This window comes from Enterococcus mundtii (assembly GCF_013394305.1).
In the GTDB taxonomy this organism is placed as follows: domain Bacteria; phylum Bacillota; class Bacilli; order Lactobacillales; family Enterococcaceae; genus Enterococcus_B; species Enterococcus_B pernyi.
Genome location: NZ_AP019810.1, coordinates 99,452 through 124,251 on the forward strand (window position 1 = coordinate 99,452; position 24,800 = coordinate 124,251).

The 24,800-nt window shown below is 35.9% G+C and carries 30 protein-coding genes; 8 read left to right on the forward strand and 22 right to left on the reverse strand.

What is annotated here, in order from left to right:
* Positions 1 to 520 precede the first annotated feature (520 nt).
* From HZ311_RS00490 to HZ311_RS00505, 4 genes are all read right to left on the reverse strand, one after another.
* Positions 521 to 685, reverse strand: a complete 165-nt coding sequence (locus tag HZ311_RS00490; protein ID WP_023519723.1) for a cyclic lactone autoinducer peptide — start codon at positions 683 to 685, stop codon at positions 521 to 523.
* Positions 686 to 687: 2 nt separating this feature from the next.
* On the reverse strand, positions 688 to 1,254 hold the full coding sequence (locus tag HZ311_RS00495) for an accessory gene regulator B family protein (protein ID WP_137072478.1): 567 nt from the start codon (positions 1,252 to 1,254) through the stop codon (positions 688 to 690).
* Positions 1,255 to 1,356: 102 nt separating this feature from the next.
* Positions 1,357 to 2,109: a LytR/AlgR family response regulator transcription factor gene (locus tag HZ311_RS00500; protein WP_023519725.1), complete on the reverse strand. Its 753-nt coding sequence runs from the start codon at positions 2,107 to 2,109 to the stop codon at positions 1,357 to 1,359.
* Positions 2,110 to 2,111: 2 nt separating this feature from the next.
* Positions 2,112 to 3,395, reverse strand: a complete 1,284-nt coding sequence (locus HZ311_RS00505) for a GHKL domain-containing protein (protein ID WP_023519726.1) — start codon at positions 3,393 to 3,395, stop codon at positions 2,112 to 2,114.
* A 586-nt stretch (positions 3,396 to 3,981) separates the two neighbouring features.
* On the opposite strand from HZ311_RS00505, the gene HZ311_RS00510 reads away from it, so the two are divergent.
* The gene (locus HZ311_RS00510) at positions 3,982 to 4,455 is read left to right on the forward strand and encodes a DUF2975 domain-containing protein (protein WP_010735377.1); all 474 of its coding nucleotides are present in this window, start codon (positions 3,982 to 3,984) and stop codon (positions 4,453 to 4,455) included.
* Positions 4,456 to 4,463: 8 nt separating this feature from the next.
* Positions 4,464 to 4,679 carry a helix-turn-helix domain-containing protein gene (locus HZ311_RS00515; RefSeq protein WP_010735376.1) on the forward strand — a complete coding sequence of 72 codons (216 nt, stop codon included), beginning with the start codon at positions 4,464 to 4,466 and terminating at the stop codon, positions 4,677 to 4,679.
* A 73-nt stretch (positions 4,680 to 4,752) separates the two neighbouring features.
* Here HZ311_RS00515 and HZ311_RS00520 read toward each other — a convergent pair whose 3' ends face one another.
* The 14 genes from HZ311_RS00520 to HZ311_RS00585 all read right to left on the reverse strand — a co-directional run bounded on the left by HZ311_RS00520 (position 4,753) and on the right by HZ311_RS00585 (position 14,430).
* The gene (locus HZ311_RS00520; protein WP_153829808.1) at positions 4,753 to 6,189 is read right to left on the reverse strand and encodes a helix-turn-helix domain-containing protein; all 1,437 of its coding nucleotides are present in this window, start codon (positions 6,187 to 6,189) and stop codon (positions 4,753 to 4,755) included.
* 152 nt (positions 6,190 to 6,341) lie between these two features.
* On the reverse strand, positions 6,342 to 6,722 hold the full coding sequence (locus HZ311_RS00525) for an LPXTG cell wall anchor domain-containing protein (protein WP_137072480.1): 381 nt from the start codon (positions 6,720 to 6,722) through the stop codon (positions 6,342 to 6,344).
* Between the two features lie 198 nt (positions 6,723 to 6,920).
* Positions 6,921 to 7,337 carry a hypothetical protein gene (locus HZ311_RS00530; RefSeq protein ID WP_023519730.1) on the reverse strand — a complete coding sequence of 139 codons (417 nt, stop codon included), beginning with the start codon at positions 7,335 to 7,337 and terminating at the stop codon, positions 6,921 to 6,923.
* On the reverse strand, positions 7,303 to 7,779 hold the full coding sequence (locus HZ311_RS00535) for a hypothetical protein (protein WP_178946392.1): 477 nt from the start codon (positions 7,777 to 7,779) through the stop codon (positions 7,303 to 7,305). The genes HZ311_RS00530 and HZ311_RS00535 overlap by 35 nt, the downstream gene beginning before the upstream one ends.
* Positions 7,776 to 7,973 carry a hypothetical protein gene (locus HZ311_RS00540; RefSeq protein ID WP_023519732.1) on the reverse strand — a complete coding sequence of 66 codons (198 nt, stop codon included), beginning with the start codon at positions 7,971 to 7,973 and terminating at the stop codon, positions 7,776 to 7,778. Before HZ311_RS00540 ends, HZ311_RS00535 begins: the two co-directional genes overlap by 4 nt.
* A gap of 476 nt (positions 7,974 to 8,449) precedes the next feature.
* The gene (locus HZ311_RS00545) at positions 8,450 to 8,692 is read right to left on the reverse strand and encodes a GlsB/YeaQ/YmgE family stress response membrane protein (protein WP_010735371.1); all 243 of its coding nucleotides are present in this window, start codon (positions 8,690 to 8,692) and stop codon (positions 8,450 to 8,452) included.
* Positions 8,693 to 8,779: 87 nt separating this feature from the next.
* Positions 8,780 to 9,550 (reverse strand): Asp23/Gls24 family envelope stress response protein, encoded by a 771-nt coding sequence (locus tag HZ311_RS00550; RefSeq protein WP_023519733.1) that lies wholly within the window; start codon positions 9,548 to 9,550, stop codon positions 8,780 to 8,782.
* A gap of 11 nt (positions 9,551 to 9,561) precedes the next feature.
* Positions 9,562 to 9,750, reverse strand: a complete 189-nt coding sequence (locus HZ311_RS00555; RefSeq protein WP_010735369.1) for a DUF2273 domain-containing protein — start codon at positions 9,748 to 9,750, stop codon at positions 9,562 to 9,564.
* 12 nt (positions 9,751 to 9,762) lie between these two features.
* Positions 9,763 to 10,326 (reverse strand): alkaline shock response membrane anchor protein AmaP, encoded by a 564-nt coding sequence (gene amaP, locus HZ311_RS00560; protein WP_178946393.1) that lies wholly within the window; start codon positions 10,324 to 10,326, stop codon positions 9,763 to 9,765.
* A gap of 30 nt (positions 10,327 to 10,356) precedes the next feature.
* Complete coding sequence (locus tag HZ311_RS00565; RefSeq protein ID WP_023519734.1) at positions 10,357 to 11,250, reverse strand: SDR family oxidoreductase; 894 nt, start codon at positions 11,248 to 11,250, stop codon at positions 10,357 to 10,359.
* Positions 11,251 to 11,314: 64 nt separating this feature from the next.
* Positions 11,315 to 12,256, reverse strand: a complete 942-nt coding sequence (locus tag HZ311_RS00570; protein WP_023519735.1) for a magnesium transporter CorA family protein — start codon at positions 12,254 to 12,256, stop codon at positions 11,315 to 11,317.
* Positions 12,257 to 12,282: 26 nt separating this feature from the next.
* Positions 12,283 to 12,633, reverse strand: coding sequence for an iron-sulfur cluster biosynthesis family protein (locus HZ311_RS00575; RefSeq protein WP_023519736.1), 351 nt, complete (start codon positions 12,631 to 12,633; stop codon positions 12,283 to 12,285).
* Positions 12,634 to 12,677: 44 nt separating this feature from the next.
* Positions 12,678 to 13,580 carry a glycosyltransferase family 8 protein gene (locus tag HZ311_RS00580; RefSeq protein ID WP_023519737.1) on the reverse strand — a complete coding sequence of 301 codons (903 nt, stop codon included), beginning with the start codon at positions 13,578 to 13,580 and terminating at the stop codon, positions 12,678 to 12,680.
* Positions 13,573 to 14,430, reverse strand: a complete 858-nt coding sequence (locus HZ311_RS00585) for a glycosyltransferase family 8 protein (protein WP_178946394.1) — start codon at positions 14,428 to 14,430, stop codon at positions 13,573 to 13,575. The genes HZ311_RS00580 and HZ311_RS00585 overlap by 8 nt, the downstream gene beginning before the upstream one ends.
* 325 nt (positions 14,431 to 14,755) lie before the next feature.
* On the opposite strand from HZ311_RS00585, the gene HZ311_RS00590 reads away from it, so the two are divergent.
* From HZ311_RS00590 to HZ311_RS00605, 4 genes are all read left to right on the forward strand, one after another.
* Positions 14,756 to 15,568, forward strand: coding sequence for a Cof-type HAD-IIB family hydrolase (locus tag HZ311_RS00590; protein WP_023519738.1), 813 nt, complete (start codon positions 14,756 to 14,758; stop codon positions 15,566 to 15,568).
* Between the two features lie 13 nt (positions 15,569 to 15,581).
* Positions 15,582 to 16,073 (forward strand): cysteine hydrolase family protein, encoded by a 492-nt coding sequence (locus tag HZ311_RS00595; protein WP_023519739.1) that lies wholly within the window; start codon positions 15,582 to 15,584, stop codon positions 16,071 to 16,073.
* 536 nt (positions 16,074 to 16,609) lie between these two features.
* A complete protein-coding gene (locus HZ311_RS00600) occupies positions 16,610 to 16,843 on the forward strand; it encodes a helix-turn-helix domain-containing protein (protein WP_010735359.1) in 234 nt (77 codons plus the stop codon).
* A gap of 38 nt (positions 16,844 to 16,881) precedes the next feature.
* Positions 16,882 to 17,244, forward strand: a complete 363-nt coding sequence (locus HZ311_RS00605) for a TIGR02328 family protein (RefSeq protein ID WP_023519740.1) — start codon at positions 16,882 to 16,884, stop codon at positions 17,242 to 17,244.
* 123 nt (positions 17,245 to 17,367) lie between these two features.
* Here the strand turns inward: HZ311_RS00605 and HZ311_RS00610 are convergent, their stop codons facing one another.
* Complete coding sequence (locus tag HZ311_RS00610; RefSeq protein WP_010735357.1) at positions 17,368 to 17,568, reverse strand: cold-shock protein; 201 nt, start codon at positions 17,566 to 17,568, stop codon at positions 17,368 to 17,370.
* A gap of 184 nt (positions 17,569 to 17,752) precedes the next feature.
* Positions 17,753 to 18,229 carry a flavodoxin family protein gene (locus HZ311_RS00615; protein ID WP_023519741.1) on the reverse strand — a complete coding sequence of 159 codons (477 nt, stop codon included), beginning with the start codon at positions 18,227 to 18,229 and terminating at the stop codon, positions 17,753 to 17,755.
* A gap of 419 nt (positions 18,230 to 18,648) precedes the next feature.
* Here HZ311_RS00615 and HZ311_RS00620 point away from each other — a divergent pair, with 419 nt between their 5' ends.
* Positions 18,649 to 19,401: a hypothetical protein gene (locus HZ311_RS00620; RefSeq protein ID WP_137072486.1), complete on the forward strand. Its 753-nt coding sequence runs from the start codon at positions 18,649 to 18,651 to the stop codon at positions 19,399 to 19,401.
* Positions 19,402 to 19,672: 271 nt separating this feature from the next.
* Positions 19,673 to 19,822 carry a hypothetical protein gene (locus HZ311_RS00625; protein ID WP_010735353.1) on the forward strand — a complete coding sequence of 50 codons (150 nt, stop codon included), beginning with the start codon at positions 19,673 to 19,675 and terminating at the stop codon, positions 19,820 to 19,822.
* Between the two features lie 749 nt (positions 19,823 to 20,571).
* Here the strand turns inward: HZ311_RS00625 and HZ311_RS00630 are convergent.
* Both HZ311_RS00630 and HZ311_RS00635 read right to left on the reverse strand, forming a co-directional pair.
* Positions 20,572 to 23,415: an endo-beta-N-acetylglucosaminidase gene (locus HZ311_RS00630; protein ID WP_023519743.1), complete on the reverse strand. Its 2,844-nt coding sequence runs from the start codon at positions 23,413 to 23,415 to the stop codon at positions 20,572 to 20,574.
* Between the two features lie 303 nt (positions 23,416 to 23,718).
* Positions 23,719 to 24,525 carry a MerR family transcriptional regulator gene (locus HZ311_RS00635; RefSeq protein ID WP_023519744.1) on the reverse strand — a complete coding sequence of 269 codons (807 nt, stop codon included), beginning with the start codon at positions 24,523 to 24,525 and terminating at the stop codon, positions 23,719 to 23,721.
* Between the last annotated feature and the right edge of the window lie 275 nt (positions 24,526 to 24,800).

Genomic DNA, 24,800 nt, shown 5'->3' on the forward strand with positions numbered 1-24,800 from the left:
ATATAACTTCTATTGTTTCTTGCTGGCTATACTACAAGGATAGTATTCAAGATTAAAAATTGCAAAGATAATGCTCATTTATATTACAAAATAAAAAATAAAAATGACAAAATGCAGCAAGAAACGATCATTCCCCACTTTCAAACCAAATGTTTTAATGTTTTATTATAAAGGATGATACCCTTTTCAAAAACCATTAAAATATTTTATAATAAGTAAAAGAAAAATGTTAGAATAATAGTTATTCAATTTAGTAAAACTATTACTCTTAGAAAGAGGTGTCATATGCTAAAAAAATCCATATATGCATTTATAATAACGATTATTTACTTGATTGTTTCCAATGCTGGTAATCTATTTTTTGGGGTGTTTAAAGAATTTAGTTGGACCACTACTCTGTGGGAATCATTGTTTTTCTTTTTATTCGTTCTCTTACTACAAAATTATCGAAAGAAATGAATGGGTATGAATATCAAAAAAAAAAAGCGATTTAGATTTTTTCTAAATCGCTTTTTTATTTTTATTTATTCATTTCATTTTTTAATGCTTCAGGCATTTTGGGTTTGTAGATAACGAATGTGCAATCTGCACCGATCGTTCCCATTGCGTAAGTTGCGATAGCAATCGCCATTGTTGAGATAACCTGCATCATTTGTAATTTCTTTGTTTTTAGACTTGTTAACATATTTACTCTACCCCTTTATTTTTAATAAACATCAACAATATAGCAATTGCTAGACCTAACAAAAGATATGTACGAATACTGTCACTAGGTAAAAGCAAGCCGATCGTTGTGATGAACAAAATAATAAGAACCGCTTTTCTTAATCGGAAAGGTCCTTTTGCTTGATTGATCGTCCGCTCTTTTACGAATATTCCTAAACCCACAAATAGAATTCCGAGAACAAACACAGGACGAGTCGATTCAAAACCAAGCGAAGCGGTGATCCATGGCAAAACAACCAAGAAAAGCACACTAAGTATTGTACAAACTGCACTGTTACTTGCATGAAATCCTTTCGTGGTAAAACGAACTGAGATGAATACAAGGTGTGTGATGAATACTGCTCCCACAATATGTAAGAGAAACGCAATACCATACATCACGATCATCTTGAACAGATCAACAAATAGGATCGATAACCCATATTCCACCTTTGCTTGTTCAATCGGTGAAAGTCCTAATTGTGAAGCGAAATGTCCACTTATTTTCTTTGATAATTTTTCCTCTATTGAAATGTACTCTTCAGTCATCTTTCACGCTCCTTCGCAGTTTATTATACCTATTTTATAAATCTATGGATTATTTTATCAAAAGTGTTTCTTTTTTTGTCAAAAGTGCAAAAAACGATGCGTTTATGCTTTGGGCGAAAACTCATTTTCAAAACGAGTAGCTAATTTTTTTAAGTATCTGGTAGATACTAAACATTCTTCCCCGTTCGTCATAATCACTTTTCGCTCTTTTTTATTGATTTCTGCTATATTTGCCAAATTGACGACAAACGATTGGTGACAGCGACACAAAGAATCACTTAATTTTTCGATTTCTTTAATTCTCCCCGCATACTCAATCATGCGATTGTCCAAGTGTACGATCAATTTATGTGGTGTTGAACTTGAACTAAAAAAGAGAATTTCATCCACATATAATTTTACATCGACGGCACCGCTTTTTAACCAGATCTGTTCCCTGGTAGACAACGCAGTATTCATATAGCGTTCGATCGCAATATCAATACAACTGTTGATTTTTTGTTGCAATTGTTCTTCATTATCTTTGATTATATAATCCAACGCCTCTACCTTATAAAGAAAAGTAAGATAGACAAAATCGGTATAAGTCGTAACAAAAATGATTTTGGCTGTTGGATCATACTGTCGGATCTGCTTTCCTAGTTCCACACCATTGATATCTGAATTTAAATCGATATCTAAAAAATAGATACCCTCTGTTTTGTTAGTTGACACGTAGGATAAAATATCATACGGGTTATCTGCAGCTAGTTGGAACTCCACATCATAGTCCATCATCATCACGTAATTTTTAATAATATTGGTGATGCGGTTACGATGGATCTCTTCATCATCACAAATAAAAATTTTTAACATAGTTACCCCTCTACCTCACATATAGTTATGATTTGTATAAACTTTTCATCTTGGATCTTTGTATCTAAAAATACATTTGCATTCAACTGGACTAGCTCATCCAGATTTGTCAAACCTATCCCAGAATTACCGGGTTTTGTCGTAAAACTTGCTTTCTTTAAATCATGTAATTTAGGCAAATCATGTGGACAGTTATTGATCAACATAAATGTACAGTCTTTATGGTCTGCCACGATTGCTAGTTCAATTTCTGGATGTTCAATTTCTTCTGAGGCTTCAATTGCATTGTCCAAGATGATCCCCAGCATTCTTACGAGTACCATCGTAGACACTTCCACATGATTGACCACTTCAGGCACAGAAATGCTCACATGGATTCCTTTCTGGTGTGCCATATATAACTTACTCATGATCACACTTTTGATTTCTCGAATTTTTATATTTGAAATCGAAGACATCCTAAAAATTTCTTGGTCAAAAATCGATCCTGTCGCTTTGATACTATTTCTAAAATAATCCTTTAGACCTGTTAAATCTTCAGTTTCGATATACTCTTCCAATGAAATTAGAATATTTTTGTAATCGTGTTTAAATTTTAGAATCTCTAAATAATTTTTTTCAGCTTGTTCACTATATTCGATCAAGTAACTCATTTGACGTTTTTGCTCTCTATTTTCATATTCCGTTCTTTTTATGAAAATAAAAGAAAAACAAATGATCGCTGACAACAGCCCATACAATATCATGAATAGCTCATGTGCATCGATCAAATAAATTCGCAAATTTGGAAATCTTTCAATGACCACCAGACAAAAATAGACACAAATCGTCGCTGTTGCGATGATTCCGCTGATTTTCATCGTCAAGAGATCTTTGTAGCACTTTTCTAATAACCATGTTTTGAAAATATATGCAAAGAAGAAAAAAAGAAGGGTTCCTAGAATCACAGTTAATCTTATGTTTAGAACCAAATGAAGAATCGTATAACTAAAATTGATGATATAATCGGAAAAAATATATAAACAGAATGTGACAGAAGGGATAAATAGCGCAATATAAATATTTCTCCGGAAGTAATAGGTTACGGCACATAAACTAGCCCATAAAACTGCAGTTGCAAAAAAATTCATCAAAAAATAAAGTGCCATATAGCAAATGATTCCAATGATTGACAAAATGACGTAATACCGATTTTTTAAATGCGTTTCCAAATAGCTAGTCACCCAAAAGATGCAAGCCGTTTGAACGATGACAATCAACAAGCTTTCCAGCGTGTCTAAATTCACAAAATATCCCCCTAATTTAAGTAAGTCCTCACGTGCACAACAAACCAAAAACAACAAAGAATTGCTTCATTACCCATTTCTCTTAGACAAAGACTAATTTCTTCATTTTATGTACCTTTCGATAACAAAAACGTTTTAATCCTTTTCACCAAAAAAGATTGTAGCACATTTCACTAGTCTTTTGGATTACATGTTGATTAATAAACTGCGTAGAACTTTTCATTTTTTCGGTGCAGCCAAGGATTTTTTCTGGAAGTAATAGTCTATTTACATCAATTGTATGTTGTGCTATAATAAATATATTGCGAATCATATGTTATACGACATCTTAATTTGTTTTTATGAAATTTAATCCCACTGGCGTAACTAAAGGGTTACAAGGATGTATTAGTGGTTAGGGAATACATTGTTTAAATGAGAAAGAGTTAATATAGAGTAATCGCCTCTTTAGAGGTTTTAAGTAACACCAATGCTTCGTTAGATTGCCTTTTCTTCGGAAAAGGCAATCGTTCAACCATCTTTTTATCGAAAAACGATATATTATAGTTGAATATCAATATATACATTCTATTAGGAGGTTAAATAAATGAAAAATCATTCACGCTTTTTAAAAACAACGACTATCGGAATATGTGTTGTTTTCGGACTCTTTGGTCTGTTGTTGGGTACTCAGTTACTGACCAAAGAATCAAATGCCCCCTTAGATTGGCAAACCACCCTATTGAGTTTAGTCATTTTCACCACTCTACTATCAGGTATCATTATTGGCGGTATCATTTTTAAATTATTAACAATCATCTCTAAAGACCAAACATTTTCTGATCATTCACATCGTTTAGTTAGCTATATCCGAAAAGTAATGATTTTCTTATCACTCAGTACTTTTGGTATTTTACCAAAATTCTATCAAATGGCAGATGCGGATGACGCGCCTGGATTGATGCTATTAGGTTTTGCACTGGTTTTCTTACCTTTTGCGGGGTTAGTATTAATGAATGTCTTGATCAAAATATTGGAAGAAGCAATTCGTTTGAAGAAAAATGACGAATTGACCGTGTGAGGTGTGAGATGGCGATCATTGTTAATTTAGACGTAATGTTAGCAAAGCGGAAAATGTCAGTAACAGAACTAAGTGAAAAAGTGGGTATTACCATGGCTAATCTTTCAATTTTAAAAACTGGAAAAGCGAAAGCGATTCGCTTCACCACATTAGATAAAATCTGTGAAGTTTTGAATTGTCAGCCAGGAGACCTTCTTGTCTTTGAAAAAGATCAAGAAATCTAAATAGTTTTGGTGTTATAAAAATGCAAGCTCCATAATCTCAAGATTTGGAGGACTTGCATTTTTTTATTCGTAATCAAGCCAGTAATTCTTGATAAAAGTTGATCAGATTATGGATCTCTCTCGCTTTTGGAAAGACGGATATACCGAATATAGGGATATTATAGGTTTTATCAATCGTAATATTTGAAATAATACAATCAAAATTTTCATAATTGATTAAATCTTGGGACAAGGTTTGATTATTTCTAGCAACAAATTCAAAATGATTACCCAATTGTTGGTCTAATTCACTGAGTAAATAGGCGTCATATTTTAGTGTAGAGTTGGTGATGACTAACGCGCGAACTTGCTTATTATCTTCGAATTTTTTTATTAAATCTGGCCAATACAATAATATTTCTGTAAACATAGTTGTCGCAAATTCTTCGAAATCATTTAGTAGGATATGATGTGTATGTACATAATGTTTTAACTTATTCCATAATCGAAGCTGGATTTTATTCATTTCTGAGTGACTATTTTTAAAAAAAAGAGAATTTTTTTGATAACTTATAGAGAAAGGCACCGTGCTTTGTTGTAATAAAATAGTTACTTTACGAAAGATCTTTTTTTTATCTTCGCACACAATTCCATATTTTTCTTCCACTTCTTTGATAAAACTATCAATTGCAAATAGAATTGGATTTTTTTGATTCAAAGAACCTCTGTCGAATAATTGAAAAATAAATGCTTGATCGAATATAAAACTTGCCAAGTGTTCATTAATCAATTCGTTGCTCTTTGGTAGACGCAAACGTTTATTTGATAGTATTTCGTACTTGAATTTTTTTTGTTTTTTACTAACCGAAACTACCCCATTATCATTTTGTAGCAATAATATCCGAGCAGCAATCCAAAAATGAAATATTTTTTCTTCTTGCGGTTCCAAACTAATCAGTGCTTGTTGCAAGTTGTTTTCTTCAACAAAATCCTGCGCAAGTTGAGTCACCATCAACCGAAAGGATGCAGGAAATGCATCTTCAAAATAATGATATTTTTCCATTAAGAACTGAACGGTCATTTCAGTAATGACTTGATCGTTTCCAACAAGTTTGATCAGTGCTTGTACTTTCAGATCATAACTCTGTAACATTGGATTGATTTTATCGACGATTCGCCGCAAGGTACTTTCAGAAATAAATAAATAGTCTGCTAATTCAAGATAATTCTTGAATTTATGTAATAAAATAGCTTCCAAGTAGCGATATTCAATCGACTCTTGCTTGATCACTTGATAGATATAATCTTCCGTGACATGAGGTAGAATTGTTGCTTTCACTCCCTCTTCTCGAGTCATTTGGATTTTGATATCGTTGGCATAAGAATGAATATCAAGCAAGTCATTTCTTAACGTTTTGGCTGAACAACCAAGTAAATTTTCTAAGTCGTTAAAGCGATAGGTATCACCTTCAAATAAGTATTCCAGTAACTTCAATTGTCTTTTTAATTTTTTTGACAAAATCTTCAACATTTCTATTCACCTCACAAACAAATAAAAAACACTCAAATTTGGGTTTCCCTTCCTTTGAGTGTTTCCCATATTTAATTTTAGAGGTCTTTTTTCTTCTCTAAAAACTATTTTTTCTACTATGAATAAAAAAGTGGATAAAAAATGTCTTAATTTTATTTATCGGACTCTTTTTCCAACTTTTCAGTCGATCGTTTTTTCCAGAAGAAGATACCGCCAACCAAGGCAAGTAACATAGTTCCTATTACTGAAAGAAGTGTGTTTCGAGTGTCATTTGTTTGTGGTAAGTTGCCTGTTGCTTCAAGATCACTTCTGTCATCTTGTCCACTTTCTCCATTTTCACAGCTTTCACTTCCAGCACCCTCTTCGCTAGCACCTGGTTTATCTTCTGCACCTGGTTTATCTTCTGCACCTTGTTCGTCCACTGAGTATCTTCCTTGAACACTCGCAGGACTCAATTCTAACTGCAATCCTTCATCTGGAACAATCGTCACATCCATACTTTCTATTGCTTCTCTGCCATCTTGGATACGCACTCTCGCATGCCAAATGAATTGCCTAAATTAGTGGTACTGATAGTATTTATCCACGTAAGTTGATAACTGCCATCATCCGCGATCGTAAATAGCTCTTGCGACATAGGATTCGAATCATTTTGACGCATCGTAACTTGAGGATTGGTCGTGGAAATCAATGGTTTTATTTCGATTTCAATAGGAAGCGTGACAGCAGGTCTACGGTTTGATCACTAACTCTAATTTCAATGCTTTACTTACCTCTAATTGACTTGTATCAGATTGCGTTACCCATTCATACTCTACCGTTCCCCTCGTATTGTGGGCATCCACAAAATTTTCTGGATCAGGAATACCCTGTTGATGTTCCAGAATCAATGACTCAGATTTTGGAGTAAGGCGAATACTGCCAATGTCAGTTCCAGAGAAATCGACAATGAAACTAGTTGAGCTACTCTCCAATCTCCAACATCCATTATTTATTCCCTGGGAATGTCCCCAGTAAGAAAATGGGAATCTGCGGATTTCGAATTCTTCTTCTTGAGGTAGTGCTATTTTTAAACGGGTAAAGACCACATTCATTTCCCCTTCTGTTCGAGTATTATGTAAGGCGCTTAATGAAGGTGTGACTTGCATTGGCCAAGTTCCCACTCTTTGGATCAGAAATCACCGTATAAACTGCTCGTTGAGTATGATCATTTCGGCGCAAAGGGCTTAGATCTTCGACGATATATCGAATAAAATCATTATAACCAAAACCCGGTGTTCGGTAGTACATAGGTGTGACATTTCTTAAAATAACTTTATCACCTATGTTAAAATTATCTTGTGTTAGATCTAGGTTGCTTCTGATCCCAGCTCTTAAATGCCCCGTCAACATGTCCCCTAATTGCCTATCCCGTAGGTTACTTACATACGGAATCCATGAAGGTAAATCTTGTGCGTGGATGGGATTTAATAGTTGATCTAACGAATCACTCCGTTCTATTATCTCTTCTTTACTTAAATTCTTTAACTCCTCTTTGCTTAGTTCATTTATTTCCTTCGAGTCATTTAGCTCTTTCTCTGGTTGTTTCACTTTTTCATTTGTTTCTTTTTTAATTTTTCCACATTCTTTTTTTCCCTCTCATTAGTAGTCGTTCTTGCCTGTCTACTTTGAATCAGACCTAGTTCATGGAATGCGGTCACTGCTTGAACGACTATGTCATTGAGATTGCCTAAAGTCAAACCTAGGATCAAAGCACTGTTCAACAGTTTTCTTCTTGTTCTCAAATTATTTCCTCCCTTTATCAAACAATCAGAGAAAAACTTTTTTGTTTGGTTCATTCTCTGTCGATAGTCGTTTCTTTTTTTTAAAGGATGTTCGTAGTAATTCAAATGACTCTTTTATAAAAACGTTATGTATTTTGCGTTTCTTAATCGTCTTTTTACTATTCACTCCTTTTTCAAATCATTTAGAAAAGCATTGAAAAGCTTTACTTCTTCAATTTTATCGGTCATCATCGTCTTGCGTAACGTCATTTTTCCCTTTTGATTAGGAGTAATTGAAAGAAGATTTTTTGTGAGAAAATAATTTACTAATCATCTACTTGCAAAAACGCCGAAAGGACAACAAAAAAGAAGGATCTTCACTTCGTTGAACAAGTCAACTTGTAAAGATCCTTCAATCAAATTCAAGATAATTGAATGTTACCGATTATTTCAAAGTAAAAGAATTTTTGCATCCATTGCAAATTTCTTCTTTATTCTTATAATTTACGCGCAAAGAATGACACGATCAAAACTAAAATGATCGCACCAATCAATGAAGGCACGATTGCCATACCACCAATGACTGGTCCCCATGATCCTAATATTGCTTGTCCGATTGCTGAACCAACAAGTCCTGCAATGACGTTCGCAATGATACCCATTGAAGAACCCTTATTAGTGATTGCTCCTGCAATTGCTCCGATAACTCCACCTACGATTAATGACCAAATAAAACCCATCTGTATTTCCTCCTATAGTGTCTAGCCGATTTTTTCAATGCGACATCTCATTTATTTTAATTAAAAGTTTTGACTCACCAAGATATTTTATTGTACTCTTGGCTCGTTATTTTCTTTTACTTTTTCCGTTCCTTTGCTTGCTGCATGTTTTGCTTTGTCTGTTTGTTCTGACGCAAATTCTCCAGTTGCTTTTGCAGCATCCGTCACTTTATCTTGGACAGTGACTTGATCTTGTTCAAATTCTTCTTTTGATTTGATATCTGTTACATTGACATTCACTTCGATGACATCTAAGTGTGTCATATTCGCTACTTCTTCACTGATGATCTCTTTCATTTGTTTAAAGATATCTTCAATGTCTTTGCCGTATTCAACGACGATCGACATATCAACAGCAACTTGTTTCTTACCTACTTCTGTTTCGATCCCAGCTGTTTCATTGTCAGTATTGACTAATTTTCCAGCTACATTAGAGAAAAATCCTCCGTCTACTGTCAATAGTCCGTCGATACGTTCTAATGCGATCGCAATAATTTTTTGAATGACTTTGTCATCATAAGTTACTTCACCGTTCATCGATTCTTCACTGCCCTTCACTTCATTTGTCTGTTTGTTTGCCTCATGAGTTGGAGTATGCACACCAGGAGTTTTCGCTTCATGATGTGGATGATCGTGGTGTTCTTTTTGATCATGCGCTACTTTTTCTTCTACATGCGGCACCACTGGATCTGGATGTGCAGACACTGGCGCAGTTTTATTTTTTTCATCTTTGATCCCTTGTGCTTGATTCGGTGTTGTTGGATCTGGATGTGCTGATTTCGGTGTATTTCCGTTTTGATTTGAATGATTGTTTTCCATGGTAAAGCCTCCTAAGATTTAAAGTAATGTTCTAAAATTCCGGTTCTTTTTAAATACATGCCGATGGCTACACCAAGCGCAACCATAATCACGATCAGCAATGTTTTAAAAAATCCGACAGCTACTAGTAAAATAGCTAATATCAATCCAAGCGCGCCACAAATAATTGGGAGCTTGTATGTCGAAAAGATTTCGTTCATTTTCTCTCCCCCTTACTGTACTCGTGAGTGTTCGACTCTTTTTGATTGTGGTGAGTCAAAACCGGTATAATTGATCAGGACATTCACTGGTTCATCTGTACCGATGATTTGTTTTACATCACGCTCAATGTCTGACATCAGTGCTCCTGTTTTACCGATTAATGATGACGTACGTTTCAACTCGCCTTTTACTTTTACGTCAATTTTATTTTTTGTTGCTTTGATCGTTACTTTTGGGGAAGAAACAAACTCTTCTTTCGTCAATCGTGAACGAACCATTCCTTCGATTGCTTTTTTGTCTAATGTTAACTCGCCATCACCTTTTTTTAGTAAGAATGAACGGTAAGTTTTTGGGTAGAATAATAAGACTAGAATCAATATAAGTGTCAACACAGCAAAAGCTGCGGTTACCCAAAAGACATATTGTTGTACGTAAAAGTTAGTTAATGATAAAAAGCGAAATTCTTCTAACTTAAACGGCAATGGATAAACTGAGCTTAGCAACATTGCAAATATTAAAACAGACAGCAGAAGGATCAGTAAGATCGCTCCTATCGTTTTGGCTCCTTTGTTCATTGTCTCGCCCTCCTAGCTTCTTGTCACTGATTATAGATTAATGGCTTCTCCACCAGTGATACCGTAAATCTGTGCTGTGACATAGCTTGCTTTGTTGGATGCAAGAAAGACATAAACAGGCGCTAATTCAGCTGGTTGTCCTGCACGTTCCAACAATGCTTGTTGACCAAACTCAGGTAGATCTTCTTTGGGTTGACCTGCATCTAGTTGTAATGGTGTCCAAATTGGTCCTGGTGCTACGCCGTTGACACGAATTCCTTTTGGTGCTAATTGTTTTGCTAAACCAATGGTGAAGTTTGCAATCGAAGCTTTAGTCGCTGCATAATCTAACAAGTGTTCACTTGGATTGAATGCTTGGACTGAAGTCGTTGTAAGGATTGCTCCTCCTGCTGGAATATGTGGAATTGCTTCCTTCACAAGTGCAAACATTGCGATGATATTTACAGCAAAAGTATCTTTTACTTGTTCCAATGGGATTTCTGCAATTGAAGGGGACGAAATTTGTTGCGCCGCATTAAGAACAAGTGTGTCTAATCCACCAAAAGCATCCACTGTTTTTTGGATGATTTCTTTTGGTGCAGCTTCATCTCGCAAATCATAAGGTAATAGTAATGCTTTACGTCCAGCTTCTTCGATATAATGGGCCACTTGTTGCGCGTCTTCTTCTTCACCTGGGAAAAATTGAATGGCTACATCTGCACCTTCTCGTGCAAAGGCAATAGCCGCGGCACGTCCAATACCAGAGTCTGCACCTGTGATCAAGACACGGCGATTTGCTAATTGCTCTGTGCCTTTATAGCTTTCTTCTCCACAATCAGGTACAGGTTTCATATCCTTTTGCAAAGCCGGAGTTTCTTGATCCTGTTTTGGAAATTCTTCTGTGTGATATAGTTTTCTTGGGTCGATTAAATTTGGTTCTGTCATGTTGATCCTCCTAGTTTTTAGTCATAACTGACGTTATAAATTTGGGCGTTTAAGCCCATATTGGTTATTTCGTGTAATCTTTTCTAAATAAGTGATACCCTAAAGCAGCAGCAGCAACGATTGAGCCCCCTAATACTAAGAGGAAACCAGTTGCTGAATCTTCTCCTGGTAAACCGCCTGTGTTCATTCCCCAAATACCTGCGATCATCGCAGGCACAGAGATGATCAATGCGGTAGAATCCAGATATTTCATCAGATGATTCAAATTGTTGTCCATCATGCCATTGAACAGATCACCGATACTTTCTAACAGATCGCGATAAATCAAAATCATCTTCTCTGTTTGACGTTGTCTCAAACGAACGTCATAAAGCAACTGTTCATCATTGACACGTTCTTTGAATTCAGGAGTCTCCCAGAGGAGGTCCATTGTCTCTTTTTGATCCCGCAACGTATGATCGATATAAACAATATCTCTTTCTAAATCAGCCTGCTTATACAATTCTTCATTTTCTGTCGTTTTTCGTGCTTCTTGATCTAGCGAATCAATACGCGTTTTCATTTCACGAAGTTCTTTGACAAAATGGGTATAAATATCTAATGCCGCATAAACAATCACTTTTTCGAAAGAATCGATTTTATTACCATGATGTTCAATCAGCCGATCGATAAAATTGGTTTTTTCGTCTCGACAAGTAATCAATAAGTCATTTGATATGACGAAAGATAATGGTGTCAGACGACGTTCGATTTTTTCTTTTTCACTTGAAAGGTTGAGCAGTACTAAGGAAATCGGGTTGTTCAAACTTGTTCCTGATAGATGTTCTAAGCGGGAGACCTCTTCTGGATAAGTCATACCAACAAATATATCTTCAGGGAGTTGATAGGTTCGAGTTACCTGTTCGATTTCCTCAGTATCGCTCGTATCAATAACAAGCCAATTAAAATGTTCTTCATCTGCGGCTATTACTTTCTTGTTTTCATCAATCAAGTAATATTCCAGCATGGTGAATCGTCCTTTCTAGTGTACACTCAGCTAAAGAAACAATTAGTTAGTTTGATGTTATGATCTAGTACAGCAATCTCGTTTTCCAATGAGAAACTATTTAATACATGATCATAATCCATCGTCAAATGTTTGCCTAAATAGCATTGTTCACTTTGTGATGTATAGATTTCTAGCGAAGGATGATTGATTTTTGTGACGTATAGTCCAAACTCAGTAACAAAAGGGATAATTTGAAAAAAGCTACCTTTCGCACACGCTCCTTTGTCTCTAAGGAAAGGATCTTTACTATTGATCAATGCAAGCGCTAATTTTGATTGTTCGCCTGCTTTTTCCTTTAAGATGTCCATCGCATTTCTTGTCAGCGTAATTTCCATATCGATCATCTCCTCTATTAATAGTAAGTTTTTTCTATTATCGATCAATGACTCAATTCAGTATTTCGTTGAACACGAGCGTACAATGGATATTTAGGGAATGATTTAACACAACGAAAAGCGGTCATATTTGCATACTTTTCATAGTATTTTTTACTAGCACCTTTAAACTCTTCACTCCATGGTTTGATATGCCCAGAGTAATGGATGATATAAGGCTTACGACGTGCTTCTTCGTACTCTTCTTCTCCTTGAGCCGTTGGATGTTGTTTTGCTTTCGCCATGATGTAACCTTGTGCATTCCATTTTGGATGCAAAGCAATCCAACGATCGTGTAAGATAGCATTCAAAGCATCTTGGTCATGGAATCGAAGTTTTTCTGGGTTTTCTTCGATGAATTTTAGAACGTTTTTCGTGATGTTTTGTTCTAACCATTTTTCAACATTGATCAGCATCAAGCCGGAGTTAAAGTAACGCATTGAATCTGCTTCAATCTCCATTTTTTCAAGACGTTGGTGGAAACCAGCATCTTCAACTGCTGCCATCACTGCGCCATTAAACTCTAGATCCCATAGTTTACTGATATCATTCAACGCGATCATGTCACAGTCCATATAAAGGATACGTTCGACATTTTTCCCTCTAAATAACTCAGGGATCGCAATACGATAGTATGCTGTTTCAGGGATACGATCACTTGTCACTAAGTTTTTGAAGAATTTTTTGTTGATTTTCAAAAATTCAACATCTGTATTCATTCGTGAATTTTTCACTGAGTAACGTAAAAGATTTTTACTTTCTAATTCAATATCATCATCAATCACGTAGAAACGTACAAACACTTTCGGGTCACTATTTTCTAAAATCGACACAAACAGTGCTGCTAGATGAGGCACAAATTTTGTATTACAACTAGAGACAACTGCTACTTCTTTTCTTCTATTCATTTACCTCGCCTACTTTCATTAATACGCTATGCGCTAGATTTTTTAGATAGATTTGTGTATAAGGATGATCCTCTAATGTATTCCAAGGTTTATCATGCCCTGTGAAATGGACGATTGAAGGAGCTTCATTCCCGCTCTTATATAATTCTTCATATTTCTTATCTGGAGCTGGATGGCGTTCAAAAATCAATGAACATTGCATGTTCCATTTTGGATGAAGTTGTTCCCAATCTCCATATAAGACACCATTCAATGCGTCTTGGTCATGATAGATAATCTGTTCACCATTTTCTTTTAGGAATTGGATCGTTTTATCTGTAATGTCTTTTTCATTCCATTGATCAATATCGATCACCATGACACCTGAGTTAAAATAGTATTCTTCTGAATCGATCCCTAGGCGCTTCAACGCTTTTGTTTGTCCTGGATCAATTACTGCCCCAATTGTTTTACCGTTCAATGATTCGTCATATAATGCAACGATATCATCTAACACTAAAACGTCTGCATCTAGATACAACACTTTTTTATAATTGTATTTTGCTAAGGTCTTAGGTAGAGAAATTCTTAAATACGCCGTTGTTGTAATGTGGTCACTGACTAAGAAATCTTCATATACATCTTTCTCCACTGTCAAGAATTGGATGCTTGCATGTTCTGAGTGTTGTGCAACTGTCTGACGCAATCCTTCTTTACTATATTCTGATAGGCCATCATCAATCACATAAAAATATATATGTCTCATCTTATTCGCATTTTCCAGTGCCGTTGCAATCATTACGCTTAGATAAGGAGCATAATTTTCATCTGAAGCAGTCACAACCGGTACAGTCCCATACTTAATCTCCATCAAAATCACTCCTTTTTTTAATCTTTTTCTAACCTGTTCTACATCTACAATATGCCTACTTTTTCATGAAAGCAAAAGATATGCTTTGTTTTTTATGAATATTACCCAAAATTTGCCCTTTTTTATGAAAATGAAAACGAAAACATTAAGATTGTTATGCTTTTTTATACAGCGGTCTTAACCATTTTCTTACTAATATTCTTTTCTCCATTTATGAAAAATCTTTTTTGAAAAAGTTCAAAGAGTTAAAGCATTTTATTTTTATTTTAGAAGTTTCTCATTTAAGCTATTGGTGAAAGAAAAAAGACTAAGGGAGCGTAAAAAGATGAAATTAGCAGCTATTGATCTAGACGGGACCTTGCTTGATTCCCAAGGAGTTGTCCCACAAGAAAATATACGCGCATTAAAAGCTTTCTCCTCTAATGGAGGAATCGTAACGATTGCAACAGGAAGAAATAGTATTTCTGCCAAGGATGTCTTTGCACAATTAGGCGTCAGCGGCTATTTGATTTCTTCTAACGGTGCATTGATTTCCGAAATGAAAGATGGCAAGATCGATTATGTATTAAGACGCTCAAAAATCGAAGTACCTATACTTAAAAAGGCCTTTTATTTAGCAAAAGAAGCAAAAATATCGATCATCGCAAGTCGAGAAACACAAGATGATCAAATCACTTTTGATGAAACTGCTTTAGTAAAAGACGATCCTTATTATCAACACTTCAACTTGCAAAATCATTCCTTTGATGAGATCACAAAACAGTTGGACGATCCTTCCTTAAGCTATTTGAAATTAGCTCTGACGGATAAAAATGAGGAAAAACTACAAAAAATCCAAGCAGAGTTGAAGAAAGAAGGAATTGATTCTGTTTTTTCAGACCCACATTTCCTAGAAATCACTCCTAAAAATATTACAAAGGCCCACTCACTCTTATTTCTAACTGAGTACTTAGGGTTATCTTCAGAAGACGTCATGGCGTTTGGTGATCAAGAAAATGATTTGGCAATGCTTGAATTCAGCGGATTAAGCGTGGCTATGGGCAATGCGCAAGAACATGTGAAGGATTTAGCAGATGAGGTGACAGAAACCAATGATGAAGCCGGTGTCGCAAACTTTTTGAATGATCACTTTTTATAAGGAGAGATGATAGATGTTAGTTGTTATCGATATGCAAAATCATATTTTAGATCCAACTAGTGAATTTTATATCGAAGATGCTGAAGCATTAGTTGAGCGAGTAAACACACGTTTAAACCAAGCACGTGCAGCGAATGAATACGTACTATTCACTCGTGATATCCCTATTGATCGGAAAGATGAGGCAGAAAGTGAAGATCTTAAAATCATTCCCACGCTCTCTCCTCTACCAAATGAGCGGGAAATCAAAAAATACTACTTTACTCTGCCGCCAGAAACATTAACAGAGATCAAGCATTCCCTTTTTGAACGTAAAGAAGAACAAAAAACGATTGAAGTGGTTGGGATCGAAACTAATTTGTGTGTCTTATCCAACACAATCGCTTTACAAAGCGCCTTTCCAGAAGCTGACTTTATCATTGATTCGTCACTAGTCAGCAGCCGTGTTCACGAGCCACAAGCACTTAAACTTCTAAAAGACTTTAATGTCTATGTCAAAGATTAAATGGTCGAAACGAATCTAAAAACATAAAAAAAGGTGGAATGAAAGTTCCACCTTTTTTTATGTTTTTTTCAAATTATACGTCTACAGAAGAATCATGTTTTTTATCGAAATATTTGTTCAGAATCGCATAACATGCTATCTTTTATCTAGTGAATATAAATCTAGTATATTCTCAAATAGAATAACTCAAAATACAATTTATGCACGAATAAAATATAGCTATGGGAGTTTATTTATTATGCTGGAATTGAGCCGACTTGCTTTTATTTTTCCTGTTTTTATATTTGTACCGATTGTCTTTTCGTTTATCAAATGGACGAAAGAACGAAAAAAAATCGCTTTAAGTAGTTTGCCTGCGATCTATTTTATGTATAAAATATTAAACTATCAGTTTTTCGAACCCTTCCAGATCTTCACATTTAATTTAGTTGGGTTCATTTTCTCCATACTCTTTGTCATTGGGTATTTATTTTATCTAAACAGAAAAAATAAACGTTAACTCTCATAGATGATTATTTAGAGAAAGGTGAGGTAAAATGACGATTGAAGAAGCGATTTTACTGGATACACTGCATTGCCGTTTAAACTTCCTCAAAGATAAAAAGCATTTAACTACACCACAGGTTGCTGAAAAAGTGAACTTACCGATTGAGACATATAAAAACTATGAAGATGGAAAAAATATACCTAGTATCATCGAATTGATCTTTATCGCAGATTTTTACGACACGACCATCGATTATTTGATTGGTCGAACGGAAGCATCCTAAACACTTAATTCACTGTTTTAGAAAGAAGGAAATATTATATGCGCTTATGGCATCAAAGCCTCTTGCAATCACTTCCGCGCCAACAATTATTAGGACAACATCGCGAATGTTGTGCTCTGAGAGGCAATGGTTGGGGACGAAAACATGCGACTGTCGATTACGTTTTTACACATTCGCCTTACAAATTATTTCAGTATCATTTGTTAGTAATGGAAGAAATGAAGAAACAAAATTATAAACCTGGTGAGGAATGGTTTGATCCCTTGTATCGTGGAAAAATTTGTGAACCTTATTCTACCCTTTCCCCTATTGAATGGACCTCACCACTTTATCCAGAACATGATCAAATCTACTTAGCCGAATGTGTGGCAAACTTAGAACAGAAAGGGATCATCTTGTAAACAAGCAATAATACATTGCTCTATCAAACCTCTCGATTGCTGAATCGAGAGGCTTTTATTGAAATTAGACATAAAAAAAACTGCTCTTTCATAAGAAAGAGCAGTAAGATATCAATCGTTTGATTATGCTTTAACGATGTTGATTGCTTGAGGGCCACGTTGTCCATCTTCAACATCAAAAGTCACAGCTTGACCTTCGTCTAATGTTTTGAAACCGTCACCTTGGATAGCTGAAAAATGAGCGAATACGTCATTTCCATCTTCACCAGTGATAAATCCAAAACCTTTGTCTGCGTTAAACCATTTTACTGTACCGTTATTCATGTATATTTCCTCCTGATACGTATCAACGTACGTTTATAGTGCAATAAATATTTGATAGGCAAAAGGAGTCTTATAATGTTTAACTTATAGCTCAAATTACGTTTCAAAATAGATTACTTTTACACTATAGCATGCCCTTTTAGAAAACACAACTATAAACCCTCGGTACTTTCAATTTCTCTATTCATCTCATTTGTTTGATTTGTTCATTAGATGAAGCAATGTCTTTCTTCTGATAAATCATTCCTAACTTCTGCATCAAAAACCGGTCACTCACATTAGACAGCATTCGTCTAATTCCGCTGATAGCTTCCTCTGGCGCAGATCCTTGAACAAACCAGAAAACCGATTTTTGATACAAAGGAGCATCTGGTGTGTCTAACCCATACTCAAATAGATCCGTCCAGCGATCAATAAATGTTTTTAACAAACCGGTCACATCCCACCAGTAGATGGGCGTACCAATCACCAAGACGTCAGCTTGTTTGATTACTCCCATGACTTTGTCAAATTCATCCTTTTCGGTCATCTGTCCTAACTGATTGATCGAATAATCAACTAAATGCAGGACCGTATAGTCGATATCCTTTAAGATTTTTTCTCCCCATTTAACGGTCATCCCCTCTTTGTTCGGGCTTGCATTAATAAACAAAATGCGCATATTAACTCCTCCTCTACCCAGTTTTTCATCCTGACTCTCTTTTTCATGTAAACTCTTGGTTTATTTTTATATTCGAACGATTATGATATCAAAACGATACTTTTCTTCATCAAATATAACATTTTTTACATAAAAAAAACAAATATTAAAAAAATCATCATCCATTAAAACTCTCTGTTATTATGTTCATCTTAATGATAAAATAAAGTTTGTTTGTTATTATTTCTTTATATAATTATAACGTTGTGCTTTCTTCTACTACTTTTCTTTTTTGATTTATCTACACTCTCTAACTGGCTTTCGTCGGTTCGATTCCGACATAGAGAATACGGTCAATCACCGTAAATAAAACCAATCGCTTTTATTAGGGGGAGCTTTGCATGAAAGCGATCTATTTTTCGTAGAAACAGGAGGAAAAAATGAATTTATTGTTGTTATTGTTAGGATTAATCAGTTTGATGCTTGGTCTACATCTATTTAGTCGATCAAGTAAAAGAAATGGAAAAGCTTGGCAGCGCCATCTCATTTTATTTAGTGCTTTATTCGGTTTACTACTGGTCAGTAGCGCTTGCGGATCTGGTACCAATCAAGCGTCAAAAGCAGATACCGCTACTTCGGAAACAACTTCAACATCTAGTGAAGAAAAAGCCCAACGAGAAGCGGCGGAAAAGAAAGAATTAGAAGAGAAAAAGAAAGAAGAAAAATTAGCAGCTGAGAAAAAAGCACAAGAAGAACAAGCGAAACGTGAAGCAGATAAGAAAGCGCAAGAAGAACAAGCAAAACGTAAAGCAGATAAGAAAGCGCAAGAAGAACAAGCAAAACGTAAAGCAGATAAGAAAGCGCAAGAAGAACAAGCAAGACTTGAAGCGGAAAAGAAAGCTCAGGAAGAACAAGCTCGTCTCGAAGCAGAACAGGCAGCACAGGCAGCGGAACAAGCGCGTATCGCTGAAGAAGCTCGTGTAGCTGCTGAACAAGCAGAAGCCCAGCGCGTGGCACAAGAACAAGCAGCCGCAGCTCAAGCGCAACAGGCACAAGCAAATGAAGCACAAGTCTTAGTTACCAGAACTGGAGCAAAGTACCATACGCATAAGTGTGGTAACGGTGACTACTATCCTGCGACAATGAGTGAAGCATTGGCACGCGGATTGACCCCTTGCGAAAAATGTTACTAAAATAATTTATGCAGTATACGAAATGATCACTCTGATCTCGTATACTGCTTTTTTCTTATCAATTTCATAATCTAGTCTACATCTTCTTATCCCTCCTTTTCACTTATGTAATCCAATTTTTTTGTGTCAATGATCCACTTCAAATAATAATAATTATTATTTAATAAAAATACAGTTGATTCAATTCACCTATCTGTGCTATAATAGTTATGGAATTTCGTTATCAACGTATCGTTGCCTTTCAACAGAACAATAAGAAAGGAGAATGACTATGACATTCTATAACAAAGAATTACAATATCGTGTCACTCTTAATACCGATTTAAATCTTTTCGTCGTGTTCGACAAAGAAGATAGCAATCGTGTTGCGACTGGTGTAACGATCGAACAAGCAGTGCAAGAACTTAAAAAATCCGCATAGGAGTGAAAACCTCGAATGGACGATTGCAACTCTAGTTCACAATAAGACACCTACTTGAAAGGTCAAAGTAGGTGTCTTAAATTTTTATATGCGTGATGAAACTCCACTCTTATCTTACATATGACGATCGAATGATTCTAGCTTGTTCTTAGGAATATTCTCTTTTTCAATTATTTGATCCTATTTTTAGCAATTTGAATAAGTACCTGATTTGCACTAATCTTCAACTAATTCTTACAATCTTTTTTACTTTGTGCTAAAATTTCTTTTTCAAGATGAAAATATTTTTGTCTTTAGAAGCCGTTTACAAGGAGGTTTGGAAGTGAAATCAGCGATAGCTTATTCTTTATGTGATACAAGAAATTGACGCTTCGATGTTTTCAATATGCTATGGAAAAAAATCTAACCGTATGGATTTTACTATTATGTTTGATCATTGGACTAGCTTTATTACTTTTTAATGTGATTAGTTGGACAACATACTTTGTTGTAGTATTAATTATTGCTGGATTGACGTTCTTTGAAAAAAAGCGACGCTCAAACCTTAATAAGTAAAACTCTTTTGATTATATAAAGGCAACGAAATCTGCATTAGAAATGCATTGCTAAATAAGCGCCACTACTCGAAAATCATTTTCATGATTTCGAAAAGGGTGACGCTTATTTATAATGATGTGAATTTTAAACATTTCAATTATATTAAATGATAGAAGTGATGAGATGACAAATACACTTTTTATCCCACTAAGTTAGTGTAATAATTCTGGCAGTCCAAATACTTCAAATCCATAGATTCTTGCTGCAGTGTCTGATCCTTGTGTTGGTTTGTCAATACGTAATCGGACATATCGTGCAGATTGTACTGCAAAAGTCTCGCCGGAGCTACTCGCCGTATTATTGGTAGTTTTGGCAACTTCTTTATATATCGCTCCATCTTCACTTATTTCGATCGCATATGCTTTTGTATTCATGTCAGGACTTTCTCCACCTGCTTGCGCATGGTCTATGCGAACTTCACTAATGGTTTGAACATTCCCTAAATCAAGTGTCAATTCGTGTGGTGGCATACCCGTTGCACACCATTTAGTCGTCAAGTCGCCATCGATTGCAAAATGAGGGGCTTCCGCTTCGTTGGTATAAGAGGAAGCGGTCGCTTTCGCGTTTCGTGATAACAGCGGTAACTCCATTGGTACTTTATTAGAAATTGTAATCAAACCATTTTTTTCAGCAGGTGTCTCCCCTGCTTGATTGCTTGCCGTTAATTTGACTTTATAAACACCTTCTTTGTGGTAAGTGACAACTGGCGAATGTTCATGACTTGTCGTAATATCCCCACCTTCAAATTCCCAAGTAACCGTTTCAGTGTTTAAGGATGACGTGTTTGTAAAAGTAATCGCTGATCCTGGAGCAGCTAACGTTCTTGAAGCAGTAAAATCAGCTCTCGGCACTTTATTATCCGGCCAATCAAAAGAAACGGCCTCTGAAGGTTCACCTTGATTACCCAGCGCATCAACAGGCACGACAATCAATTTGGTTTGCGCGGTGTCTAAGGTTCGTTCAAGGGCATTGATATAATGATTCGTAGCTGGTGTTGCTCCTAAGAAAGATTTTGAGTTATCAGGATTCAACCGGTAGATCTCATAGTAGCATGCTTGACTCTCCGTCTCATCCCAAGCCAGTCGTATGCCAGCGTATCGCCCTTCCTCTTCATCAAATGCAACATCTTCAAGCCTCAGTCCCGAAACTTTTGTGGTTGGAAGTTCCTTTCCATCTGTCAGTGCTAATTGACCCAAGTGTAGCGCGTAATCGGACTGAGTCTCTGAAGAAGCAAGCTGATAAGAGAGTGTGTTGATTTTTTCTCCTGCCAACCGACTGACATCATAGCTGACAGTCGTCCAATCACGACCGATTGGCTCACTTGCCGAGATGATTTCTTTTCGTCCGTCAGCCATTTCTAAAACTAAGTCAAGTTGGCTCATGCTCGTTGCTTTTGCCGTTGTTGTGATAGAAGTTTTATCGGAAATGATTCCATCCATTCGATACAGTTTGATTGTGCTTGTTGCCTCGTTCACCATACTCCCTTTAAGAAGCAAAGAATTTCCGCCACGAAACGCCTCATCGTAATCCATCTCAACGGCTAATTGATTTTCTCCTTGATGATCAAAGATCCAACGATACGTTGGCATCACGTCTTGCATACTGCGATTATTCCACTCTAGATCAGATACTTTTTTTCCATTGATAAAGTATCCATACCCATTCCCCATACTAAAATTCGTCACAAAAGGCATGCTGGTAATAGCGCTCTGCTCTACTGCATACGTAGAGATCCCAGGCCATTCTTTTTCTACCGGTGCCTTCCCTTTCGTTGGATCACCTTGTTCATTTACCCAAAAACGCAATTCACGACGTTGAAAAACAGCAGGATCACTAGCTGATGTGTATGTCCAACTTGGCACATATAGACCTAACGAAGTATACGGAGTGCCCGTTTCATCTGTGAACAACCGCCAATTCACTGGTGTATCATAGCCATTTTGTTGGACATCAATGCCCGCATATAATTGATAAGGATCAATGCCTAATTCATTTGCTTTCTTTTTAGAAGCTTTCAATAGCTCTTGACTAGCTAAACGATCGGTGTTCCACCAGAAATTCAAAAACATGCTATCTGCTAAAGGATTCATCTCCGCATCGACTAAAAAAGCTTGGTTTTTATCCGTCAGTGCATTTTGCCAATCCATCTTCCCTTCCGAAGTCATTGAATCATACCACATGATTTCTAATGCTGCTTCTTTTTGCTTGAATTGTTTGATGAATTCTTGCATCAAATCCGCATGTTTTTTACTCAATCCTTCTGTCGTATTCGCCCCTTCTACCTTTTTATGATTGTTTGCATCGTCAAAACTTGTGACTAATGTGTCCGTTTCCTGATTGATGAACCAGCCATCAAACCCATATCGAGTAGCTACTTCGATCAATTGATCGACTAAAGGAAAAGTACCATCCTCATCTTTTTGCAAGAATGTATCCAACCATTCGATTTTACCGCCATGAGCAGACTGCGGAAAGAAAACTGTCCCTAATACTGGCACGCCATTTTTATGGGCTGCATCAATGACATCAGGACTTGGCGGTACAATGATCCCTTCACCAGACGAACCACCCCAATACACAAGTTGATCGATATATTGCCAATTGGAAAATACATTGGCATCAAAAGTATTGATACCTCTAGGCGCATTCCCACTTGTACTGCTATTCATGATCGACAAAGCGACAACTTTCATTTCTGGTGTCTGCGTGTCATTTGAAGTTGCCAGTGCGTTTTTATCGATCCGTTTTGCCAAAGGTACTTGGCTAACATTATAAGGTGCATCTGGATCTTTAGAAAATTCCCATTCTAGCAAGTCTTTAGGAAACCAGTAAGACGATTCTGGCTGATTATCCATTCCTCGTTGGTAAGTTGCTGCTTCTGTTTCTTTGTAATCAAACGTTTTAGTCTCTGCGTGATACGTTGTCCCACTACCAATTGCACTTGCTATTACTACTGCACAAAAGAGTCCGACCGCCATTTTTTTCTTATCCTTCATCTCCGCTCCTCCTAAATTTAATTGATTCACAAAAATGATAACGTTTTCTTTGTTTTAGGTATATGAACAAATCATAGAACTTTCACAACAAATTATAGGTAACATGAACAAAAAAACTGATTTTGATCGTCGATCGAAATCAGTTTTTGTATTGTTGATTCGCTATTATGCCCTTTTACGATAGATTTTATTTGAAACCCTCATGAAACCAATCAACTATAATAAAACTTGGATTGTCTGTCAGCATGATTAGTTACTTCAACATTTTGACTTTTCGTCGTTTGTTCAGTGATGACGGATTTTTCAATCATTCATTCCCTCGCTGAAAACTCGAATCTCATAAACGATTTCTTCTAATGTTCCAGTGGAAGCTTCTGCTTCGATCGCAAGAACAGTCGACTTTTTTTTAAATATTTCTGGAAACAACTCTGGAAGGCGCTCACCGTAACTTTTAGGACTAAATCGGCATGCGTATTCTCCACTAGGTAAAATCTTGATATTGTTACCGACATTTTTTGTAGGCTTGATTTCTATATACATATACTGGTGCACGTTTTTATCAATAAATTCATAGAGAATACCAAAATCATATAAAGGCTCATACCCTGCTTCCATCGATCGATCAAACAAATTGGCTGCTTCTGTATAAAGTGTCTTTTTGTTATCAGTCTGTTGATAAGGAAAAACATATAAGTACTTTTCTGACAATTGCCGAATATGTTGCTTTTTAGAATGTCGATATGTTTTTAACAAATTAATTTCTTCTTTTACCTCTTGCATTCCTTTTAAATTTTGTTGGAGCGAATCGATTTTTTGTTTCATTAATTCTTCGCTATATGATAAAAAAGATAGGTAATCGATGGAATTATTCGGATCACTGAAGCGATGTAATTCCTTTAAAGGCAACCCAATCTCTACACATGCTTGAATCAGCTCGACCGCACTCACTTGCGCTAAGGAATAATAGCGATAGCCAGAATCTGGATTGATGTATACCGGCAATAATACCCCGACTTGTTCACAATATCTTAACGATTTAATATTGACACCGGTTATTTTCGCCAATTCTCCGATACTCAACAATTCACTTCTTTTGTCCATTTCTCTCATTATAATTCTCCTACATGATAATAATCTTTAATATCAAGCGTTCAGATACTGATTATATCATAAACTATTTTTACATATTATATTTTATCGTTATTTTTTAATCTAAAACCATTCACATAGATTGCTTTATTTAATATTTTTCATCCATAAATTTTGATAAACAGCTATATTTATAACGTTTTAAATTCATCTTTATTTTAGTTATATATAAAAAACAAATGAACCATTAACACAATTTCAATGATTCATTAGATAAAGATATAATAATTCCGAAT

Excerpts from the sequence above, each read along its gene's own strand:
- HZ311_RS00585 (WP_178946394.1), bottom strand. The coding sequence starts at position 14,430 with ATGGAGATTAAGTATGGGACTGTACCGGTTGTGACTGCTTCAGATGAA.
- HZ311_RS00595 (WP_023519739.1), top strand. The coding sequence starts at position 15,582 with ATGTTAGTTGTTATCGATATGCAAAATCATATTTTAGATCCAACTAGT.
- HZ311_RS00545 (WP_010735371.1), bottom strand. The coding sequence starts at position 8,692 with ATGGGTTTTATTTGGTCATTAATCGTAGGTGGAGTTATCGGAGCAATT.
- HZ311_RS00510 (WP_010735377.1), top strand. The coding sequence starts at position 3,982 with ATGAAAAATCATTCACGCTTTTTAAAAACAACGACTATCGGAATATGT.
- HZ311_RS00520 (WP_153829808.1), bottom strand. The coding sequence starts at position 6,189 with ATGTTGAAGATTTTGTCAAAAAAATTAAAAAGACAATTGAAGTTACTG.
- HZ311_RS00625 (WP_010735353.1), top strand. The coding sequence starts at position 19,673 with ATGACATTCTATAACAAAGAATTACAATATCGTGTCACTCTTAATACC.
- HZ311_RS00615 (WP_023519741.1), bottom strand. The coding sequence starts at position 18,229 with ATGCGCATTTTGTTTATTAATGCAAGCCCGAACAAAGAGGGGATGACC.
- HZ311_RS00500 (WP_023519725.1), bottom strand. The coding sequence starts at position 2,109 with ATGTTAAAAATTTTTATTTGTGATGATGAAGAGATCCATCGTAACCGC.
- HZ311_RS00630 (WP_023519743.1), bottom strand. The coding sequence starts at position 23,415 with ATGAAGGATAAGAAAAAAATGGCGGTCGGACTCTTTTGTGCAGTAGTA.
- amaP (WP_178946393.1), bottom strand. The coding sequence starts at position 10,326 with ATGAACAAAGGAGCCAAAACGATAGGAGCGATCTTACTGATCCTTCTG.
- HZ311_RS00590 (WP_023519738.1), top strand. The coding sequence starts at position 14,756 with ATGAAATTAGCAGCTATTGATCTAGACGGGACCTTGCTTGATTCCCAA.
- HZ311_RS00565 (WP_023519734.1), bottom strand. The coding sequence starts at position 11,250 with ATGACAGAACCAAATTTAATCGACCCAAGAAAACTATATCACACAGAA.
- HZ311_RS00600 (WP_010735359.1), top strand. The coding sequence starts at position 16,610 with ATGACGATTGAAGAAGCGATTTTACTGGATACACTGCATTGCCGTTTA.
- HZ311_RS00495 (WP_137072478.1), bottom strand. The coding sequence starts at position 1,254 with ATGACTGAAGAGTACATTTCAATAGAGGAAAAATTATCAAAGAAAATA.
- HZ311_RS00515 (WP_010735376.1), top strand. The coding sequence starts at position 4,464 with ATGGCGATCATTGTTAATTTAGACGTAATGTTAGCAAAGCGGAAAATG.
- HZ311_RS00610 (WP_010735357.1), bottom strand. The coding sequence starts at position 17,568 with ATGAATAACGGTACAGTAAAATGGTTTAACGCAGACAAAGGTTTTGGA.
- HZ311_RS00490 (WP_023519723.1), bottom strand. The coding sequence starts at position 685 with ATGTTAACAAGTCTAAAAACAAAGAAATTACAAATGATGCAGGTTATC.
- HZ311_RS00580 (WP_023519737.1), bottom strand. The coding sequence starts at position 13,580 with ATGAATAGAAGAAAAGAAGTAGCAGTTGTCTCTAGTTGTAATACAAAA.
- HZ311_RS00620 (WP_137072486.1), top strand. The coding sequence starts at position 18,649 with ATGAATTTATTGTTGTTATTGTTAGGATTAATCAGTTTGATGCTTGGT.
- HZ311_RS00555 (WP_010735369.1), bottom strand. The coding sequence starts at position 9,750 with ATGAACGAAATCTTTTCGACATACAAGCTCCCAATTATTTGTGGCGCG.
- HZ311_RS00530 (WP_023519730.1), bottom strand. The coding sequence starts at position 7,337 with ATGCAAGTCACACCTTCATTAAGCGCCTTACATAATACTCGAACAGAA.
- HZ311_RS00550 (WP_023519733.1), bottom strand. The coding sequence starts at position 9,550 with ATGGAAAACAATCATTCAAATCAAAACGGAAATACACCGAAATCAGCA.
- HZ311_RS00570 (WP_023519735.1), bottom strand. The coding sequence starts at position 12,256 with ATGCTGGAATATTACTTGATTGATGAAAACAAGAAAGTAATAGCCGCA.
- HZ311_RS00635 (WP_023519744.1), bottom strand. The coding sequence starts at position 24,525 with ATGAGAGAAATGGACAAAAGAAGTGAATTGTTGAGTATCGGAGAATTG.
- HZ311_RS00575 (WP_023519736.1), bottom strand. The coding sequence starts at position 12,633 with ATGGAAATTACGCTGACAAGAAATGCGATGGACATCTTAAAGGAAAAA.
- HZ311_RS00605 (WP_023519740.1), top strand. The coding sequence starts at position 16,882 with ATGCGCTTATGGCATCAAAGCCTCTTGCAATCACTTCCGCGCCAACAA.